This window comes from Pontibacter oryzae (assembly GCF_003576375.1).
Classification (GTDB): domain Bacteria; phylum Bacteroidota; class Bacteroidia; order Cytophagales; family Hymenobacteraceae; genus Pontibacter; species Pontibacter oryzae.
Genome location: NZ_QWGE01000007.1, coordinates 62,624 through 81,141, shown reverse-complemented (window position 1 = coordinate 81,141; position 18,518 = coordinate 62,624). Strand labels below are relative to the sequence as shown.

At 50.8% G+C, this 18,518-nt stretch carries 17 protein-coding genes and 1 pseudogene; 9 read left to right on the top strand and 9 right to left on the bottom strand.

Going from position 1 to position 18,518, the window contains the following annotated elements:
• Position 1: 1 nt before the first annotated feature.
• Entirely contained in the window at positions 2-625 is a 624-nt protein-coding gene (locus D1627_RS18480) for a hypothetical protein (RefSeq protein WP_199688470.1), read from the bottom strand.
• A 363-nt stretch (positions 626-988) separates the two neighbouring features.
• On the opposite strand from D1627_RS18480, the gene D1627_RS17710 reads away from it, so the two are divergent.
• From D1627_RS17710 to D1627_RS17690, 5 genes are all read left to right on the top strand, one after another.
• Positions 989-1,276 carry an ATP-dependent Clp protease adaptor ClpS gene (locus D1627_RS17710; RefSeq protein WP_119433620.1) on the top strand — a complete coding sequence of 96 codons (288 nt, stop codon included), beginning with the start codon at positions 989-991 and terminating at the stop codon, positions 1,274-1,276.
• Positions 1,277-1,294: 18 nt separating this feature from the next.
• On the top strand, positions 1,295-1,903 hold the full coding sequence (gene recR / locus D1627_RS17705) for a recombination mediator RecR (protein ID WP_119433619.1): 609 nt from the start codon (positions 1,295-1,297) through the stop codon (positions 1,901-1,903).
• A gap of 286 nt (positions 1,904-2,189) precedes the next feature.
• Complete coding sequence (locus D1627_RS17700) at positions 2,190-3,404, top strand: pyridoxal phosphate-dependent aminotransferase (protein ID WP_119433618.1); 1,215 nt, start codon at positions 2,190-2,192, stop codon at positions 3,402-3,404.
• Positions 3,404-4,423, top strand: a complete 1,020-nt coding sequence (locus tag D1627_RS17695) for a bifunctional heptose 7-phosphate kinase/heptose 1-phosphate adenyltransferase (RefSeq protein ID WP_119433617.1) — start codon at positions 3,404-3,406, stop codon at positions 4,421-4,423. The genes D1627_RS17700 and D1627_RS17695 overlap by 1 nt, the downstream gene beginning before the upstream one ends.
• A gap of 40 nt (positions 4,424-4,463) precedes the next feature.
• Positions 4,464-6,203, top strand: a complete 1,740-nt coding sequence (locus D1627_RS17690) for a TrkH family potassium uptake protein (protein ID WP_233555695.1) — start codon at positions 4,464-4,466, stop codon at positions 6,201-6,203.
• A gap of 274 nt (positions 6,204-6,477) precedes the next feature.
• On the opposite strand, the gene hemE is transcribed toward D1627_RS17690, so the two are convergent.
• Positions 6,478-7,518 carry a uroporphyrinogen decarboxylase gene (gene hemE / locus D1627_RS17685; RefSeq protein ID WP_119433615.1) on the bottom strand — a complete coding sequence of 347 codons (1,041 nt, stop codon included), beginning with the start codon at positions 7,516-7,518 and terminating at the stop codon, positions 6,478-6,480.
• A gap of 207 nt (positions 7,519-7,725) precedes the next feature.
• Here hemE and D1627_RS17680 point away from each other — a divergent pair, with 207 nt between their 5' ends.
• Positions 7,726-9,399, top strand: a complete 1,674-nt coding sequence (locus D1627_RS17680; RefSeq protein WP_119433614.1) for a hypothetical protein — start codon at positions 7,726-7,728, stop codon at positions 9,397-9,399.
• 11 nt (positions 9,400-9,410) lie between these two features.
• Positions 9,411-9,890 carry a hypothetical protein gene (locus tag D1627_RS17675; protein WP_119433613.1) on the top strand — a complete coding sequence of 160 codons (480 nt, stop codon included), beginning with the start codon at positions 9,411-9,413 and terminating at the stop codon, positions 9,888-9,890.
• A gap of 243 nt (positions 9,891-10,133) precedes the next feature.
• Here the strand turns inward: D1627_RS17675 and D1627_RS18620 are convergent, their stop codons facing one another.
• From D1627_RS18620 to D1627_RS17665, 3 genes and pseudogenes are all read right to left on the bottom strand, one after another.
• Entirely contained in the window at positions 10,134-10,316 is a 183-nt protein-coding gene (locus D1627_RS18620; protein WP_262697048.1) for a MarC family protein, read from the bottom strand.
• 64 nt (positions 10,317-10,380) lie between these two features.
• Positions 10,381-10,701, bottom strand: a pseudogene (locus D1627_RS18615) (MarC family protein); the annotation flags it as partial.
• A gap of 694 nt (positions 10,702-11,395) precedes the next feature.
• The gene (locus D1627_RS17665) at positions 11,396-12,202 is read right to left on the bottom strand and encodes an NYN domain-containing protein (protein ID WP_119433612.1); all 807 of its coding nucleotides are present in this window, start codon (positions 12,200-12,202) and stop codon (positions 11,396-11,398) included.
• Positions 12,203-12,481: 279 nt separating this feature from the next.
• On the opposite strand from D1627_RS17665, the gene D1627_RS17660 reads away from it, so the two are divergent.
• Positions 12,482-13,447, top strand: a complete 966-nt coding sequence (locus D1627_RS17660) for a DUF1028 domain-containing protein (RefSeq protein ID WP_119433717.1) — start codon at positions 12,482-12,484, stop codon at positions 13,445-13,447.
• A 213-nt stretch (positions 13,448-13,660) separates the two neighbouring features.
• A complete protein-coding gene (locus D1627_RS17655; protein ID WP_394342589.1) occupies positions 13,661-15,088 on the top strand; it encodes a M20/M25/M40 family metallo-hydrolase in 1,428 nt (475 codons plus the stop codon).
• Positions 15,089-15,168: 80 nt separating this feature from the next.
• On the opposite strand, the gene D1627_RS17650 is transcribed toward D1627_RS17655, so the two are convergent.
• The 4 genes from D1627_RS17650 to D1627_RS17635 form a co-directional block, all read right to left on the bottom strand.
• On the bottom strand, positions 15,169-16,383 hold the full coding sequence (locus D1627_RS17650; protein ID WP_119433611.1) for an S-adenosylmethionine:tRNA ribosyltransferase-isomerase: 1,215 nt from the start codon (positions 16,381-16,383) through the stop codon (positions 15,169-15,171).
• Positions 16,384-16,412: 29 nt separating this feature from the next.
• Positions 16,413-16,811 carry a DUF2721 domain-containing protein gene (locus D1627_RS17645; protein ID WP_119433610.1) on the bottom strand — a complete coding sequence of 133 codons (399 nt, stop codon included), beginning with the start codon at positions 16,809-16,811 and terminating at the stop codon, positions 16,413-16,415.
• Positions 16,812-16,823: 12 nt separating this feature from the next.
• Positions 16,824-17,366, bottom strand: a complete 543-nt coding sequence (locus tag D1627_RS17640) for a hypothetical protein (RefSeq protein WP_119433609.1) — start codon at positions 17,364-17,366, stop codon at positions 16,824-16,826.
• Positions 17,367-17,515: 149 nt separating this feature from the next.
• On the bottom strand, positions 17,516-18,514 hold the full coding sequence (locus D1627_RS17635) for a PorP/SprF family type IX secretion system membrane protein (RefSeq protein ID WP_119433608.1): 999 nt from the start codon (positions 18,512-18,514) through the stop codon (positions 17,516-17,518).
• Positions 18,515-18,518 lie beyond the last annotated feature (4 nt).

The window sequence follows — 18,518 nt, the reverse complement described above, 5'->3', positions numbered from 1 at the left end:
GCTACTTGGGCAGGTTTTGTAAGTCGAGGAGGTCTTGCTGGCGTGCAGTGGCTAGCTTGTTCTTTTTAAGATCGTCCAGGCTGATGAAGTTTGCCATAGTATCGCCGTAAGGCATAATGGCTTTATTCTCCCAGCAGGTTTCAAAATCTACGCCAGCCAGGCCGGTAGCCAAATCAATGCGGTTTGGCGGGTAGCCCAACTGCACCACAATATCGAGCGTAGTCAGGTCCTCGAGATTAACCTGCTGCTCGTCATAGCCTATTTCGCGCAGTACGGGCATCACCTTTCGGGCGTTCTCTTCGGTAGGGTTAATCCAGATATCGATATCGCCGGTATAGCGTGGATACCCATAAACGGCTACTGCAAACCCTCCAGCAATAATGTACTCTACATCAGAGGCGTTTAACTTTTTAACAAAGTCTTGAAAGTTAGTTGTTAGCTTCATTTGTACTAAAAGACTGTATTGTGCCCGCAGCTGCTCTGCAGCCGCCAGCCTAAAAGCTGCAGGCTGTTTGAGCCAATATGATAAGTCATCGTTGCTGTCCGACAATCTTTTTTTGCTAACCGCTCTGTTTGCCGGGTGGGGCAGAGGGGCGCTGGCTTTTCTATCCAAAGTATAAATCATTTTCGCTTGATGTATAACCTACGGAAAAGCAGCGTAAAAGTATACCGGGCTACTTCCTTAGAAAGCAACCTGATGCAAAAATATATAATTTACAGATTCTCGACAAAATATTGAGCTATCTTAGGTAGGTAATATTTGTGGCTAAGAGTAGATAAAGCGAGCGAATCGAGGTGATTAAACCAAGTATAAAGTGTATTGTTTATGCCACGAACCAGACAGGGGTATTCTAAGAGCAGGGGAATTATAGCAGGCCTAGGATTGTTAAAAACTACGCTTCGCACACGCACGATGGAAGCGCTTACCGTAAGGCTTATATTGGAAAGGAGACTTCCTATAGTGCGTATAATTTAGTAATTTTGTACTATGAATTGGGATACAGATATTTTGCATAAGGAAGAGTTAGACGTTGAGTTACTGGAAGAAAGCACCGACCTGCGCAACCTGGTAGTTTACAACGACGACGTGAACACGTTTGACCACGTTATTGAAACGCTGATTAAAGTATGTAAGCATACCGCCGAGCAGGCTGAGCAGTGTACGCTACTTATCCATTACAAAGGCAAGTGCACGGTTAAAGTTGGCTCTTACGAGGAACTGATGGGCATGTGCTCTGCCCTGCACGATAAAGACTTGTCAGCGGATATAGAATAGGGGAGGCGTATAAAGTTGATGAATTTTCCGTCTAAACTGATTGAGAACGCCGTGGAGGAGCTGGCGAAGCTGCCAGGCGTTGGCAGGAAAACTGCGCTCCGCCTGGCCCTGCACTTGCTTAAGGAAGAGTCTGAGGACACCGTGTCGCTAGCCAACGCACTGGTGAAAATGCGGACCGATGTGAAGCACTGCCAGGTATGCCACAACATTTCCGATACAGAAGTATGCGATATCTGCGCCAACCCGCTCCGCGATAAAAGCGTGCTCTGCGTGGTCAGCGACATCCGGGATGTGATCGCCATCGAAAACACTTCACAGTACAAAGGGCTGTACCATGTATTGGGAGGCGTTATTTCGCCCATTGAGGGCATTGGGCCATCCGACCTGCACATTGAGTCGTTGCTGGAGCGCCTGCCAAAATCCGAAGTGCGCGAGATCCTGCTGGCCATTAGCCCGACCATGGAAGGCGATACCACTGCTTTTTACCTCACCCGTAAGCTCCGTGACTTCGACCTGCGCATCACCACCATTGCCCGTGGCGTGCCTGTGGGCGGCGAGCTAGAGTATACCGATGAAATAACGCTAGGCAGAAGCATTGTGGAGCGCACGGCTTACGGCAAAGTATAGCTCCCTGAAGTATAAAGTATGAAAGGCTGCAGAATATTTTTCTGCAGCCTTTTTTATTAACAATAGTTTTAGGCAAGCGCTATGCATCAAAGAAAGCATACTGGGCATTAAAAGGAAGTATTGCCCTGGTGATGCTGTGATGGCTCAGATTGGCCCAAATACCGTGGTGTATCTTATACTGGTGATTAAAAATTCAACCAAAACCATATTTCTACACCTGATTATCAGGCTTGCTGCTGGAAAGTCTGTAGCATAATGAGTAAATTGCCAGCTTAACCTATAGCTTATGCAAGAAACTGAAGCGGCGAAAGCCATCCTTTCCGATAGAATTTTGTCATTGGCTGAGTCGCAGACCATTGCGATGGCCAAAAAGGCCCGCGAACTGGCGGCTCAAGGCCTGGATGTGATCAACCTGAGTTTCGGGGAACCTGACTTCCAGACACCGCAGTACATTAAAGACGCGGCCAAGCAAGCCATCGACGAAGGGTTTACCTTCTATACGCCTGTGGCAGGTTACCCGGAGCTGCGCCAGGAAATCGTGAAAAAATTCAAGCGCGATAACAACCTGGATTACGCACCCGAGAACATTGTGGTATCCACGGGAGCGAAGCAAAGTATAGCCAACGCCATTTTATGCCTTACCAACCCCGGCGACGAAGTAATTATTTTCTCGCCTTACTGGGTGTCTTATGAGGAGATTGTGAAGCTGGCAGAAGGTGTGCCGGTACCGGTTATGGGCCGCCTCGAAAACGACTACAAGGTTACGGCAGAGCAACTGGAAAAAGCCATCACGTCTAATACCAAAGTGGTAATGTACTCTTCGCCGTGCAACCCTACAGGTGCCGTGTTTGATGAGGCAGAGCTGATGGAGATTGCCCGCGTGCTGGAGAAGCATCCGCAGATTTATGTTATTGCCGATGAGATCTATGAGTACATCAACTTTGAAGGCAAGCACTTTAGCCTGGCTAACATCGATTTTATCCGTGACCGTGTGGTTACCGTAAACGGCTTCTCGAAAGGCTACGCCATGACGGGCTGGCGCGTGGGCTACCTTGCCGCTAACAGAGAGATTGCCGCAGCCTGCGATAAAATGCAGAGCCAGGTAACATCCGGAACCTGCTCCATTTCGCAGAAGGCCGCTGCAGCTGCGCTTAAAGGCGGTAACGCCAGCGCCCTGGAAATGACGGAGGCCTACCGCCGCCGCCGCGACCTGGTGTTAAGCCTGATGAACGAGATACCGGGCTTTAAAACCTATCTGCCAAACGGAGCCTTTTATATCTTCCCAGATGTTAGCCATTACTTCGGAAAGTCTTTCGAAGGCCATACCATAGCAAGTGCCCAGGACCTGAGCATGTTTATCCTGACAGACGCCAACGTGGCCGTGGTAAGCGGTGAGGCCTTTGGGGCACCGCAGTGTATCCGTTTCTCGTTTGCCACCTCCGATGATAAACTGACCGAGGCGCTGCGTCGCATTAAAATCAGTCTTGCAAAATTGCAGTAATGAGCAACATTAATAGTTTGGAAAGTATGTTTGAGGCGTTTAACGGCCTCAAGGTACTGGTGGTGGGAGATGTGATGATTGACTCATACTTGTGGGGCAAAACCTCGCGCATTTCCCCGGAAGCACCGGTGCCGATCGTTAACGTGGTGAAACGCGAAAAGCGCCTGGGCGGTGCTGCCAACGTGGCCCTGAATGTGCAGGCCATGGGCGCAACGCCGCTGCTCTGCTCCGTTATCGGCGATGACCAGGACGGCGCCGACTACCTGCGCCTGATGGAGGAGAAAGGCTTGCCAACAGCTGGTATTGTGCAAAGCCCGGAGCGGGTAACCACTATTAAGCACCGCATTATTGCCGGCGTGCAGCAGCTGCTTCGTGTGGATTCGGAGATTGAGCATAACCTAACCGATTACGAAGAGCGCCACCTCGAGGAGCACTACCTGCAATTGCTCGATCAGGCCGATGTCGTGATTTTTGAAGATTATGATAAAGGCGTGTTTTCGGAAGCGAACATCAAACATTTTCTGCAGTTGGCTAACGAGCGCAATATCCCGAGCGTAATCGACCCGAAGAAGAAAAACTTCCTGAGTTACGTGGGCTGCACCTTGTTTAAACCTAACCTCAAAGAGCTGAAAGAAGGCCTGAAGCTGGAGTTTGCAGACGAGAACCTGCCGGCCTTTGAGGCTGCGGTAGAGGAGCTGCAAGAACAGCTGCAAGTGAAACAGGTGTTGGTAACTCTATCAGAAAGAGGAGTCTTTGTTGCCGAAGGCGATGAAAAAACATATATCGGGGCGCACCGCCGTTCCATATCCGACGTTTCCGGCGCCGGCGACACCGTGATCAGCATAGCGGCTCTGTGTATGGCGCTGCAAACTTCCATGCCTTTTATGGCTGGCCTCAGCAACCTGGGCGGTGGCTTGGTTTGCGAACAAGTGGGCGTGGTGCCCGTTGATAAGCAAAAATTGTTTGAAGAGGCGCAGCGCATAAGGTTGTACGATACACATGAACACAGAAGCTCTTAACAGGTTATTGTACGACAGTAAGTTGACCGCATATAAGATTATGCGCCGTACAACTTATGTGCTTACATTGGTGGCCGTCGGCCTGCTAATCTATGCCCACGGGGTGGTAGAGAAGCAAGCCACGCTGCAAATGCTATACTATGCCATTGACGGCATTCTGGCCATTTTCGTGATCATCTATTTCCTGCGCATACTTTATACGTTTGAGCGGAAAAAGTTCCTGAGGCGAACCTGGTTTGAAGGCATCCTGATGGGGATTGTGTTTGTGAACCAAGTGTTCACGTACATGCTAGGTATTCCGCTGATATACAACATCTTCGATGGGATAGGTATTCCGCTCTCGGTGGAGTTATACCGTGTCATGGTGTCGATGTACATGCTGGTGTTCCTGATCGTGGAGTTGCTGGAGACCCGTGTGCACCTTAAAACCCTGCAGCTCAAGCCTTCCATCACTTTCCTGTTCAGCTTTGTGTTCCTGATTTTGTTGGGTACTGGCCTGTTCATGCTGCCTAAAATGACGAACTCACCAGATGGTATACGCTTTCTGGATGCCCTGTTTATGGCTACCAGCGCCTCGTGCGTTACCGGTTTGGCCGTGGTTGACCCAGGTACTTACTTTACCTTTGCCGGGCAGGTAGTGCTGTTGGTGCTGATACAAATGGGCGGTTTGGGCATACTTACATTTGCCACGTTCTTCGCCTCGCTGATGCGGCAAGGCATCGGGGTGAAGCAGCACGTTGCCATGCACGAGCTCATGGAAAGCGAGTCGCTGTTTTCTACTAAAGGCCTGCTTCGCCAATTAATCTTCCTGACACTTACTATTGAGGGTATTGGGGCTTTGGTGATTTTTATGATGTGGGGGCAGGATGTGCCATTTACAAACCTGGGTACCAAGATTTTCTTTTCAGTGTTTCATGCCGTGTCAGCTTTCTGTAATGCAGGTTTTTCGCTGTATCCCGAAGGGCTTTACACTCAGCCGGTGCGCTTTTCTTACCTGATGCACCTCACCATTGCCGTGCTGATAATATTCGGAGGTCTGGGCTTCCCGGCCATCATCGACGTGTTCTCGCCATCGGCCATGCGCGCACGTATGAAGGCACCCTGGAAGAACTGGAAAATGCTGACTCGCGTGATCATGTATACTTCTGCTGCTTTACTGGCGCTGGGTACGGTGGGCTTCTTCCTGCTGGAATACTTCAACACGCTCGCGCACATGACCTTTGCCGAAGCGCTGATCACTTCGTTTTTCCAATCAGTAACCACAAGAACTGCCGGCTTCAACACCGTGGATATTTCTGCGCTGACCGTGCCAACGCTGATGATGTTTATTTTCCTGATGTTTATCGGGGCATCGCCGGGCTCTACGGGTGGCGGTATCAAAACCACCACCTTTACGGTTATTCTGTTTGCCGTGGCTACCACTATCCGGAACAAGCGTAACATGGAAATCGGGCACCGCACCATTCCGCACTCTGTGGCCTATAAGGCCTTTTCGGTGTTTACCTTTGCCGCGATCTTCAACATCACGTTTATATTTATACTTTCCATTTCTGATGGGCAGTTTGATATTATGAAGCTGGCTTTTGAGCAGGTATCTGCGTTTGCCACGGTTGGTTTGAGTACCGGCATCACGGCGGGTTTATCTGACGTCGGGAAGTGTGTGATTATACTTTCGATGTACCTGGGCAGGGTAGGAACGCTTACGCTGGCGCTGGCGCTTAGCAGCAGGGCATCGTCTACGGCCTATAAATATCCGGCCACACACCTGGCTGTAGGTTAAAAGTAACGTGGGCTTGGGAACGGCTTTGGTGTTGTTGGCATAGCAACTGGCAATACTCAGCCTTGCAAGCCTAAAGTTTCAGATAGACAGTTTTGCGCGCCAAGTTCGCGAAGTCTCGTTTTGACTTGATGGCGTGGATAAATTACTAACATCTACATAAAAAGTCTTGTTGAGGCGTGTTTACTTAAAAGTATAACCCATCAGCACAAACTATAAATAAGAAGGGCCTGCTATACTTTAGCAGGCCCTTCCTATTTATGGTAACTATGTTATACTAGCCGTTAATAATGCTACCGTATTCCTTCACTGTCTGCACAAAGCACTTCACTTTCTCAGGGTCAGTGTCTGGGTACACGCCGTGGCCAAGGTTAGCGATGTGGCGCTGCGGGCCAAACTCCTTCAGCATGTTTATGGTCTCGCGCTGGATGTTCTCGAACGAGCTGTAAAGCAGGCATGGGTCCATGTTGCCTTGCAGGGTTTTGTTCGGGCCAACCTCTTTGCGTGCTTTGCTGATGTCCATGTTCCAGTCCAGGCCAATGGTTTCGCAGTTCAGCTTGCTGAAGTCTTCCATGGCAAAGAATGCGCCTTTTGCAAACACCGTTACAGGCACCGTGGTAATAGCATCACACATCTCGGAAATGTATGGCAAGGCAAACTCACGGTATAGCGCCGGAGAAAGTATACCTGCCCACGAGTCGAAGATCTGGATAAGGTTAGCGCCTGCCTCCACCTGTGCTTTTAAGTAAGCAATGGTAGTATCCGTGATCATGCGGAGCAGTTGGTGTGCCAGCTTAGGGTTGGTGTACAACATGCCACGCGCCTGAGAGAAGGTCTTAGATCCGCTGCCTTCCACCATGTATGCCAGGATCGTCCAGGGGGCGCCGGCAAAACCGATGAGCGGTACGCGTCCGTTCAGGGCTTTTTTAGTGATCTTGATGGCATCCAGCACATAGTGCAGGTGCTCGTGCGGGTCGGCTACGCGGAGTTTTTTCAGGTCGGCCTCTGTGCGAATGGTGTTCGGGAACAGCGGACCGCGCTTCTCTATCATTTCGTAGGTACAGCCCATCGCCTCCGGCACCACCAGGATGTCAGAGAAAATAATGGCGGCGTCCACGTCCAGTATGTCTACGGGTTGTATGGTAACCTCAGCGGCAAGTTCCGGCGTTTCCACCAGTTCTTTAAAGCCACTCAGGCTCTCGCGTACGGCACGGTATTCAGGTAAAATGCGGCCAGCCTGGCGCATCAGCCAAACCGGGGTACGCTCTACCGTCTCCCCCTTCGCGGCTCTTATAAGCAAGTCGTTCTTCAGTTGCATGGGGCAAAGATACGGTTTATACGGCATTGCCGAAAGCCGGAGCCGTCATTCTGCCTATACTTTGCCATGTTGGCTCGAAAGCCGGCAGCCTGTGCACACTAGGCAGCACGCATCTTCTCGTCTTACAAAAAATAATTTGAATAATTATTTTTTGTACATATACATATACATATATATATGTATAATTGGTAAAAAAATATAAATCCTATGAAAACATTAAAAACAATTTTACTGGCAGTGCTGGTACTGCTGTTTGCATGTGCAAAAGAAGCGGAAAATATCGTGCCTAATGGGGCTCCTGACGTCCTGCTCGTGCAAACTGCTAAGCAGAATTTTGATGAAATGCTGTTAAACTGGAAGCAATTGCCTGATACGGTATCGCAAATGAGTACGTCTAATGATAACCCCCGCCACCATCTTGCTAAAGCTGTGGATTGGCAGAAGGCAGAAGTTAAGCAACTTACCATTGGCGAAGCGGTTGTGGTTCCACTTAAGTACTCTAAAGAACTGTTCGCTAAATTTCGTGGCAGCAACACAACTTTTGCTCTAAATAATGCAGCTTATATGATGCTGTATAAGCACAAAAGTGGCGAGTGGCGCACAGAGGTTATTACAGTAGTTGCCGATGAAGATTTTTTAAACGGTGCAAAAGGCAAGCAGCCATTTTCGGGTATTGTTGTAGTTGAAGATTGGAATGGAAAATTTATAAGAGGCTTTAAGTATAGTGGTGGCCGAATATTTTCATTATCAGGCCCGAGGCAAGTTGTGGAGCAGCCAACTACTCAGGTGCAGTTGTATGACCCAGGCAGTTGCACTTACGTTGACTGGTATTCATGCGGTGGCGGCGAATGTCACTATATGTATACAGAGGTTAGCTGCACAGGCGGTGGTGCCGGTGGTGGTGATGACGGAAATCCAGGCGGAATTGATTATGGTGGACCTTATGATGGCGGAACAGGTGGTAGTTATAACGACGGCGGCGTCAGCGGGGGTGGCAGCTCTTATTTAACTCCTCCTAGCACAGACGCTTTGAATAGCCAAATACAGTCTAAGCCTTTTTCATTGCTGGGAGATGTGCCGTGCGATTTGATAACCAAATGGTTGAATTTGGCGGCTCACCAGACAACCGCCGCTCAAAAGCAGAAAGTAAATAATATTATTGCAAAGGTTATAGTGATGTCTAATCCTTATGGAATGCCTATCAGCTATTCTTATGCTGGTCAGGTGTTAGACATAAATAACGCTTATAGCACAGTCGTGAACATGGATTATTTTAGTGTTAACGTTACAAAGCTGCCGGTTATCAACGGTCAGCAATTAACTCCTCAACAATTGCTGGATAGAATTAGGAGGGACATTAACTCATTTGTAGATGTAAGCTTGTCAGAATTTACACCTTACAACCATTATGGGGTTGATGATACAGGGCTTTGGTACTCTTCAAATCCTACTGGCGCAGTTGTGAGTATTGCTATTCCAGGTAATTCGGGTTCTGTAATAACTTCAAGTTATTCTCCTAACAGCTGGACATTCTCCACAATCCGAGATCCTTTTAATGGGAATCATCCCGTAAGTGGAAACAGAGAGTTCAGCTATGTAGCAAACGCTGACGGTAGCTACACTTTTTATACAAGAGGTGTAGACCGACTTACAGACATGTGGGGCACACTAGCACAAAATACTACAGGAATACCGTTTAATAAGGCAGATGCTCTTTGGACATCTTTTCAGACTAAAATCGAAAGCTATGTAAATCATAATAGTGGTAGTGCCAGAGTTGGTGAAACCTATAAAGAACGCCCAGACTGGGCAAAAGTAAAGGAGGTAATGGAGGGTAAACTGCCCTTGAGTACTTTGTCGAAAAACTGTCTTTGGGATTAACCTTATACCTGATGAAAGCAATGGTTTCACAACCTATAAGAAAGGCAGGCGAGATAACCTGGCTACTGCTCATTTTGCTGGTGCTGTTTCCGGCCTTCACCGCCTTTTTATGGCAGGTAGTGCAGGTGTTGTTTAATGCCGACGGGGCAGACAAGCTTAACCTGGAAAGGATAGACTTAAACGCGAGAATGACGCTGTTTTACTTTGGCTGGTCTTTTTTTCTGTTCGTGCTGTTACCTTACAGTCTGGCTTATAGGTACACCCGTGTTAATAACTGGCCTGTCTTCTTCCAGCTTCTGCTGTTTTATATGCTGTTGCTGTTGATGGGGATCCTGCTGCCTTATGCCTCCATCATAGATTTGTATAACACGGTAGATCCTTACCCGCGGGTGCTGGTGCTGTATCTGCTACTGACGCTTACGCTTGGCCCGCTGGTCAACATCCCGCTACGCTGGAGGCTGAGGAGGCAGAGCAACAGTCAGCAGGTATAACGCTTGGCCGCGGTTCGCCGCGCCTGAGGAACGCGCAAACCTTCGGTAAACCAGTTGCTGTGGCTTATGATACGGGCTGCGGCAACTGGTTTTGTCGCTACCAGTTGCTGTGGCTTATGATACGGGCTGCGGCAACTGGTTTTGTCGCTATAGGTAGGTGGCGTATGTTTTGCTCCCTCTCCGCTTATAGTTTAGTTCTGGCAAGCCGCCGATGCAGCTTCAAATCATTTCATTAAAATAAACCTACCGCTCGGTAAAGAACAGCGCCGTGAGCGCCGACACGATGAAGTTGACGCCGATGGAGAGCACGATGAAGCCCATGATGCGCGAGAGGGCCGCCAGGCCGGACTTGCCCATAAAGCGGGTGAGCTGATAGGAGAACCGCAGCACAATGTAGCTCACGATGGCCAGCAGCACGATGCCCACCAGGAATCATGGCCATGTCCGGGATGGTGAGCGACTTGGTGAACATGCCTATACTCACGGCAATAGAGCCAGGCCCCGAGAGCATGGGCATGGCCAGTGGCGTGAAGGAAATATCGTCCTTCTCCAGGCCTTCCCGAAGCACGCCTTTGGACACTTTCTTGCCCCGGTGCGCCTTGCTGGTGAGCAGGCCAAACCCAGCCCGCATGATCATCAGGCCTCCGGCTATCCGTATGTCAGACAACCTGATGCCGAAGAAGTTGAGCACATACTGCCCAGCCAGGAAGAACACGGAGAGCATCAGGGCCATGTAGATGCAAGCGCGCAACGCCTGTTGATTTCTGTTGCTGGGTGTGTCGTCTTGAGTGAGGGTGAGAAAGACCGGCATCGCGCCGAAAGGGTTTACTACTGTAAAGAGGGCCGAAAACGTGGCTAATACTAGCTCCATAGTGCGTTTATATCGGCCGCAAAAGTAGGTGGGGCAGGTTAAGGCAGGGTTATAGTTTTGTTGTGGATTGGTTAATGTTTCTCCTCTGGGGAGAGGTTGTAACTCGTGTCTATACTGTAGCCGCTGCTTTTTGCAACTGGAGGCAAGCTGTACTTTTTAGCTGCGATTTATCCACGGCTTCACTTCTTGCCTTTTCCACCTCTAGTTTTGGAGCGCTCACGGCCGCGGGGCCTCGTCCTTGGGCATCGCGCTGGGAGCTTTTCTTTGCTCGCTGTCGCTTTGCAATCCCTGCGGGACCGAAAAACTCCAAAGGCGCTCAACCCAAGGACTGGGATCATTTCCAATAGCTACTACTTTTGCTATAGAACGTGAACAAAGTCCCCCTTCGAAGGGGGTAGGGGGATGACCTTGTATAGCCGAGGCCACAGCGCTTATACTTGCACAGTAGCAATTACAGATTCCCCTCCTTAGCCAAGGAGGGGTAGGGGTGGTTGGGCTGCAGCAAATCCCCTTACTGGGAGGGCAGGAGTGGGTAAACTAGAGCTGCAAGACTAACTAAAACAAACCAGCCGGAACCATGAAGTATGGTTCCGGCTGGTTTCTTCTCAAAGCGTTAGCTGCTACTTACTTTAAACTACGCATTATTTGTAGCGGGCTCCTGCGTTTTTTTGCGGGGTTTGCTGCGGCGCTTGTCTTTGCGCTTGATGTACACGGCCGAGCGGCCTTTGTCTTCTTCTTTACGGATGGTGAAAAGCTCCTTGTGGGCCTTAATGAGCTGCAGCAACTGTCCGTACCCAAAGGTGCGAGGGTCGAAGCTAGGGTCTAGCTGGCGCAGGTTGCTGCCCATCATACCCAGGTGTGCCCAGCCGTCCTCATCCGCCGACATCACAAAGGCCTCCTTTAGCAAAGGCACCGGGTTCGGGCGGTGGTGGTGCGCGCCGTTCTCATCGGATTTCTCCGCCTCCGCAATCTTGCGGTCATCAATGTCGTCCGTCAGGTTTTCGGTGAAGATGAATACGTTACAGGCGTTTACAAAGGGCTTGGGCGTTTTGCGCTGCCCAATGCCCATCACAAAAATACCCTCCTCCCGAATGCGGGTGGCCAGGCGGGTGTAGTCGCTGTCGGAGGAGACGATGCAGAAACCGTCTACCAGTTCGGAGTGCAGCAGGTCCATGGCATCGATGATCAGGGCGCTGTCGGTGGCGTTTTTGCCCACCGTGTAGCGGAACTGCTGAATCGGCTGGATGGCGTGGTTGTTCAGGCACTCTTTCCAGCCGTTCATCTGTGGGGTGGTCCAGTCGCCGTAAATGCGGCGGATGGTAGGGGCGCCGTACTTGCCGGCCTCAGCTAAAAGTTTTACAATCAGGCTGGGCTGGGCGTTATCGCCGTCAATCAGCATGGCCATCTTGTCTATTTTCTTATCTCTGGTTGTGTTCTTCATGAATAAAGGGTTAGTAGCGGGTAAATTCCCGCCAAAGCTAATACATAGTTATACTACTATTTTTAAAGGAAGTTGTAGCCGAAGAAACCCGGCATCGGGATCGATAAAAAACTATATTTGTTAAACGCTATTATTCAGGCAACTAGCACGCAGAAGTATAAACAGGCAAGAAATCATACTTTAACATAGCCTTCTAAAGCCTGATGTAAGTATAAACCGGAAGCTGCTTTAACGTATACACACATCGATATGAAAAAATATAAGCAAACAATAATTGCCATGGGAGTTACCTTACTGGCCTCGCTTGGGGCGGCCAAAGCGCAAGTATATAAAGCAGAGGAGCCACTGGCGCATACTTATTCCATTGTGGCCCGCGACCCAAATACCGGCGAGATGGCCGTTGGCGTGCAGAGCCACTGGTTTTCGGTGGGCACGGCGGTGCCCTGGGCCGAGGCAGGCGTTGGGGCAGTGGCCACGCAGTCGTTCACTAACAAATCCTTCGGCCCGAGAGGGTTGGCTTTACTAAAAGAGGGCAAAACCCCGGAGGAGGCGCTGGCTATACTTTTAGCCGATGATGAAGGGCGCGAGGTTAGGCAGGTGGCCATTATTGATGCCCAGGGCCGGGTGGCAGTGCACACGGGCAAGCAGTGCATCCGCTACGCCGGCGACATAACCGGCAAAAACTTCTCGGTGCAGGCCAACATGATGCTAACCGACAAAGTATGGCCAGCCATGGCACGCGCCTTCGAGAAGAGCGAGGGGCAACCCCTGGCCGAGCGCGTTATGCTGGCCCTGCAGGCAGCCGAGCGCGAAGGCGGCGACATCCGGGGCAGGCAATCGGCGGCACTGGTGGTAGTGCCCGGGCAAAAAGCAGAACCCTGGGAAGCCAAAACAATAGACCTGCGTGTAGATGACCATGAACGGCCGCTGGATGAACTGGAGCGCCTGCTGAAAGTATACCGCGCCTACGAGCACATGAACAAAGGCGACCTGGCCGTAGAGAAAGGGCAGATGCAGCAGGCCATGCAGGAGTATGGCAAGGCTGAAGAGATGTTCCCTAAAAACCTGGAGATGAAATACTGGCATGCCATAACACTGGCTAACAACGGGCAGGTAGACGAAGCTGCCAAACTGCTGCGCGAGGTTTATAAGAAAGACGAAAACTGGCGCGAACTCACCAGCCGCCTGCCCGAAGTGGGGCTGCTGGATGTAAGCAAACAGCAAATGGATAAGCTGCTGAAGTAATTCTGATAAAGCACCATATATAGGGCAAAGGCCATAAGGCGTTTGCCCTTTTTTATTTTATAGGTTTAGTGCTTACAAGTATCCGGCAAGCCGGGTTTGCGGCTGGTAAAAGTGCGTGCCATCCTATACAAAGTATAAACATCAACCTGAACAAGTATGGAATAAAATTTTTAAATTGAGGTCTCTAACCAAATTTGTACATCACCTTAACCTATGCTAACTAAAAAGAACCTACGCCACCTGATGGTTGCGGCGGCCACGGCGCTGACATTGCCAGCCATGGCCCAGCAAAACTATGCTCAAGATTCAGCTACTATCAAGAAGATTTATGATAACGCACTTACCAGCTTCGAGAGCTACGAAAACCTGCGTTACCTGACCAAGAACATTGGTGCGCGCCTGAGCGGCTCGCCGCAGGCCGCTGCTGCCGTGGAGTGGAGCCGCCAGGTAATGGAAGAAATGAGCCTGGATCGCGTATACCTGCAGGAGGTGATGGTGCCGCATTGGGTGCGAGGCGATAAGGAGGTTGGCCGTATCATCAACTCAAAACTGGTTGGCACTGCAGATGCCCCGATCTGTGCCTTAGGTAGCTCCGTGGGCACCGGCGATGCGGGCCTTAGTGCAGAAGTGGTAGAGGTAAAGAGCTTTGAGGAACTTGAGAAACTGGGTAAGAAAAATGTTAAAGGCAAGATCGTGTTCTTTAACCGCCCGTTCGATAACACACACATAGAAACCATGAGAGCCTACGGAGGCGCCGTAGACCAGCGTGGCGGCGGCCCGGTTGCCGCTGCAAAACTTGGTGCTGTGGGCGTGCTGGTGCGCTCCATGACCAACGATTTCCAGGATGTGCCGCACACAGGCAATACCCGCTACGAGGAAGGTGTAACCAAAATACCTGCCGCCGCTATCAGTACCAATGGTGCCGAGCAGCTTAGCAAACTACTTAAAAACGACCCGGGCCTGAAGTTCTACATGCGCATGACCTGCCAGACTTTGCCGGATGTGCTGTCTTACAATGTGATCGGGGAGATTAAAGGATCTGAGAAGCCAGACGAAATTATAGTAGTAGGCGGCCACCTCGACTCCTGGGATTTGGGCGAAGGCGCCCACGACGATGGTACCGGCTGTGTGCAGTCTATAGAAGTGCTGCGCCTGATGAAGGACCTCGGCCTGAAGCCGAAGCGTACCATTCGTGCGGTTATGTTCATGAACGAGGAAAACGGCCTGCGTGGTGGCCGTAAGTATGCCGAGCTAGCCAAGGCGCAAGGAGAGAAGCACGTAGCTGCCATCGAGTCGGATGCAGGTGGTTTTACACCGCGCGGCTTCGGCATTGATGGCACAGAGGCGCAATACAATAAAGTACTTACCTGGAAGAAACTGCTGACACCGTACGGGCTGCACGACATTGTGCGTGGCGGCGGCGGTGCAGACATCGGTCCGCTTAAAGGCCAGGGAAGCGTTGCCTTAATCGGTTTCGACCCGGATTCGCAGCGTTACTTTGATTACCATCATACCCAGATAGACACGTTTGAGCAGGTTAACCGCCGTGAGATGCAGTTAGGTGCCGCCTCTATGGCCGCCCTGGTATACCTTATCTCGGAGCACGGCCTGGAAGGAGGCTCTGCCAAAGCCCAGAAGTAACCGAACTCAACTCAAATAGAAACGGCCTCTCTTGGTATAAGGGAGGCCGTTTGCTTTTAAGTCAAAGTATAAATTGTCTCTTAGGGTAGCAATAAAGAGCTGTCGCCGTAGCTCAGGAAGCGGTAATCGTTGTCCAGGGCATGTTTGTATACTTCGCGCCAATCTTCCCCGATCAGGGCTGAAACCAGCAGCAGCAAGGTGCTTTCCGGCTGATGAAAGTTGGTAACAAGGCCATTACAAATTCTAAAAGTATAGCCTGGTGCAATAATGATCTGCGTACTGGCATGCAGGTAGTCGGTGCCTTGCGCCTCCATGTAAGTTAGCAATGCCTGCAGCGCTTCGGCAGCCGTAGGCGGGTTCATACTTTCGTAGGCTTGCCACTGGCTAACTGTCAGTTCTTGGGCAGGCAAATCGGGTTGTTGCCATACTTTGGCACCCAGCCAATACAGGCTTTCCAGAGAGCGCATACTTGTGGTGCCCACCGGTATAACAGGCTTGCCCAACTGCTGAAGCAGGCGCTGAACCAAGGGCTTGGTAATGTAGATCTGCTCGGCGTGCATTTCGTGCGCCTCCATCACATCGGCCTTTACGGGCTTAAATGTGCCTGCTCCAACGTGCAGTGTCAGGTAAGCGGTGTCCATGCCTTTGGCTTGTAGCTGCTGCATCACGCGGTCCGTAAAGTGCAGGCCAGCGGTTGGCGCGGCCACGGCTCCCTGTTGGTTGGCGTAGATGGTCTGGTAGCGGGAGTGATCCTCGGGGGTGAGCTCGCGGTTAAGGTATGGAGGCAAGGGCAGGCGGCCGCAACGCTCCAGCACCTCGGCGAAGGTAAGCTCCGCAGGCTCCCAGGTAAAACGGATCAGGAAGTGCCCCTCTTGTTGCGCCTCACGCTCGGCTTGCAGCAAGCCACCCTCAAAGTATAGCTTCACCGGACCGCTTTTCCAGCGCTTGTTGTTGCCAACCAGGCACTTCCAGGTGCAGCTGCCGGTTTGCTGCATTGCCAGTTGCACCTCGCGGTGCGGGGCCACGGGCTCCAGGCAAAAGATTTCTACCAGGCCACCGGTTTCTTTCTGAAATAAAAGCCTGGCTTGCACCACTTTGGTATCGTTGAAAACCAATAAAGTATGAGGCGGCAGCAGGTCGGGCAGGTCGGTAAACGTATGGTCTGCCAGCTGGCCCTGGCAGTAAAGCAACAGCTTAGACTGGTCGCGCTCAGGCATCGGGAATTTGGCGATGCGCTCATCCGGCAAATCATACACAAAATCCTTTATCGCCAGTTTCTTCGGGTTGATATTCATGGTAAGCTAATTCTAAAATTGGGCGATGCTTATTTTTCCTGGCGCTCCAGGTCATTCAGTTCCAGCTCAAGTGCCTTCACCGAAATCTGGATCTCACGGATGGCCAGCGCCAGCGAGATAAGCATCATCAGGAGGCTAAACCCAAACACATACTTGCCCAGTGTTTCGTAGCCGGCAAAAAGCATAAACATACAGAGCACGCAGCCAAACATACTAAAGCTACCGAAAGCCTGCATGTTACGGATAAGCACCAGCCGCACCCTCAGGTTTTGTATCTGGCTATAAACCAAGCTGCTTTGGGTGGATGAATAACGGTCTTTCAGGCTGCGGATAAGATTGGCCAACCCTAGAAAGCGGTTCGTAAAGGCCAGCAGCAATAAAGACAGCGCCGGGAACAAAAGGGCAGGAGTGGTCAGGGTGATCTCCATGGCAAGGTGTGTTTACAGGTTTTTCAGAAAATCTTCGTCCAGCGGCTCTATGTCGCTGTCGTCGTCATCGCTGTGCGTATAATCCCAGTCTACCTCGGCCAGCAGTTCCAGGCCAGTCATAATCAGGTCGTCCAGTTCTTCTTTGGTGCCGGCATCCAGGGTTAGCTCGAAAAGGTGCAGGATTTCCTCGCGTTGCGGGTTTACAAAGATTTCATGGTACAAGTGGTCGAAAGAGGCAATACGTTTCTGGATGATTTTGTCGATCTCGCGGGTGTTTTTTGCCTGGATGGCATCCTGCAGCACCTCCAGTACCTCTTTGCTTTTCTCGTTATGAGCCAGGCGTACAAATGCTTTTACAAAGGCGATGGCTACGCCCAGGCGCAGGCGCTCAAAACTATAGCTAAGGTTACCTTTATCGGTTCCGCGCGCGAATTTGGAATCGCGGAGGGCTCGCTCCAGCTCTATGTAAACCGCGGCAGCACCGTCTTCAAACACGGCAGGGGTTGGGGCATCGTAGGCCATTTCGAGCAGCAGCTCAAAGCTTTTGGCACTCATATAGTATATCGTTTAGCTTCTGAAAATTAGACTGCAAAGGTAATGGATTATACTTTGAATGCCTATGGCTAGTTCAGGAACCGCATTAAAGCAAACAGCCGAAGCGTTTTACTGCCCCGGCTGTTTGTTTTATACTTTCTGATAAGTGTTTACCATACCCAGGTAGGGCAGATGATCTTGCCACGGTTATTCAGCTTAAAGCCTACTGTTACCTCATGGCTTCCCGCGCTTACCTTGTTCAGTTCCGAAGTAGTTACGTCATATGAGTAGCCTACATCCAGCAGGTGGCTCACGTTCAGGCCAGCCATCACGGCAACGGCGTCTTCATGCCTATACGACACGCCTCCCCAGATGCGCTGCGCGTAGAGTGCCCGCACGTTTAAGTCAATAGATGGCGCGCTGGTATCCGTCATTTTTACCATCACCGATGGAATAACGGCCAAGAACTTGTTTGGCTGCATACGGAAACCTGCGGTGCCGTAGAAGTGTGGCTGCTGGCGCATCAGAGGTTGTGTGGAGCTTCCGTTATTGTCATAATCACCACCATTGCGAAGCAACTGCAAACCAGATACGCCAATATAAAAGTCGGGGCTGTATAACCACAAGCCAACGCCCAGGTCAAACTTTGCGGAGTTGGTCAGCTTGTTTAGATATGGGTCGCCTGAATCGATGGCATCAGCTTTCTGTGAGTTAATGCTGAACTGCGTGGCGCCGCCCATCAACCCGCTCGAAAGCGTAAGGTAGCGGTTGAGTGGCTGATGGTATGAATAACTGGCGCTGAAGCTCGTGGATTTTAGCAATCCTGCCTCATCCGCCTGCACCATGGCCCCAACGCCGTGGTGCGGCACGGCGCGTTTATACTTGTTGCGTTGCGAAAAGCCATACTTTGATTTGGTTTCCTTCGGCGAGTTTGAGTTATAACCCAGCGATCCCTGAATAGAGGCGTAGAACGTTTTAGGTGCGCCTTCCAAGCCAGACCATTGTGTCCGATACCCTACACGCAAATCGGCGTAGCTCTCGATGCCCCCTACAGCGGGGTTTGCCAGGTAATTGTTGGTTACATACTGCGTATACTGTGGGCGCTGTTGCGCAAAGGCGGCTCCCAGAGTTACCAAATAAATCAGCGCGCTTACTAAAATTCGTTTCATACTC

Coding starts and splice junctions, on each gene's coding strand:
- D1627_RS18480 (WP_199688470.1), bottom strand. CDS start 625: ATGATTTATACTTTGGATAGAAAAGCCAGCGCCCCTCTGCCCCACCCG.
- D1627_RS17710 (WP_119433620.1), top strand. CDS start 989: ATGAATTGGGATACAGATATTTTGCATAAGGAAGAGTTAGACGTTGAG.
- recR (WP_119433619.1), top strand. CDS start 1,295: ATGAATTTTCCGTCTAAACTGATTGAGAACGCCGTGGAGGAGCTGGCG.
- D1627_RS17700 (WP_119433618.1), top strand. CDS start 2,190: ATGCAAGAAACTGAAGCGGCGAAAGCCATCCTTTCCGATAGAATTTTG.
- D1627_RS17695 (WP_119433617.1), top strand. CDS start 3,404: ATGAGCAACATTAATAGTTTGGAAAGTATGTTTGAGGCGTTTAACGGC.
- D1627_RS17690 (WP_233555695.1), top strand. CDS start 4,464: ATGCGCCGTACAACTTATGTGCTTACATTGGTGGCCGTCGGCCTGCTA.
- hemE (WP_119433615.1), bottom strand. CDS start 7,518: ATGCAACTGAAGAACGACTTGCTTATAAGAGCCGCGAAGGGGGAGACG.
- D1627_RS17680 (WP_119433614.1), top strand. CDS start 7,726: ATGAAAACATTAAAAACAATTTTACTGGCAGTGCTGGTACTGCTGTTT.
- D1627_RS17675 (WP_119433613.1), top strand. CDS start 9,411: ATGAAAGCAATGGTTTCACAACCTATAAGAAAGGCAGGCGAGATAACC.
- D1627_RS17665 (WP_119433612.1), bottom strand. CDS start 12,202: ATGAAGAACACAACCAGAGATAAGAAAATAGACAAGATGGCCATGCTG.
- D1627_RS17660 (WP_119433717.1), top strand. CDS start 12,482: ATGGGAGTTACCTTACTGGCCTCGCTTGGGGCGGCCAAAGCGCAAGTA.
- D1627_RS17655 (WP_394342589.1), top strand. CDS start 13,661: ATGCTAACTAAAAAGAACCTACGCCACCTGATGGTTGCGGCGGCCACG.
- D1627_RS17650 (WP_119433611.1), bottom strand. CDS start 16,383: ATGAATATCAACCCGAAGAAACTGGCGATAAAGGATTTTGTGTATGAT.
- D1627_RS17645 (WP_119433610.1), bottom strand. CDS start 16,811: ATGGAGATCACCCTGACCACTCCTGCCCTTTTGTTCCCGGCGCTGTCT.
- D1627_RS17640 (WP_119433609.1), bottom strand. CDS start 17,366: ATGAGTGCCAAAAGCTTTGAGCTGCTGCTCGAAATGGCCTACGATGCC.
- D1627_RS17635 (WP_119433608.1), bottom strand. CDS start 18,514: ATGAAACGAATTTTAGTAAGCGCGCTGATTTATTTGGTAACTCTGGGA.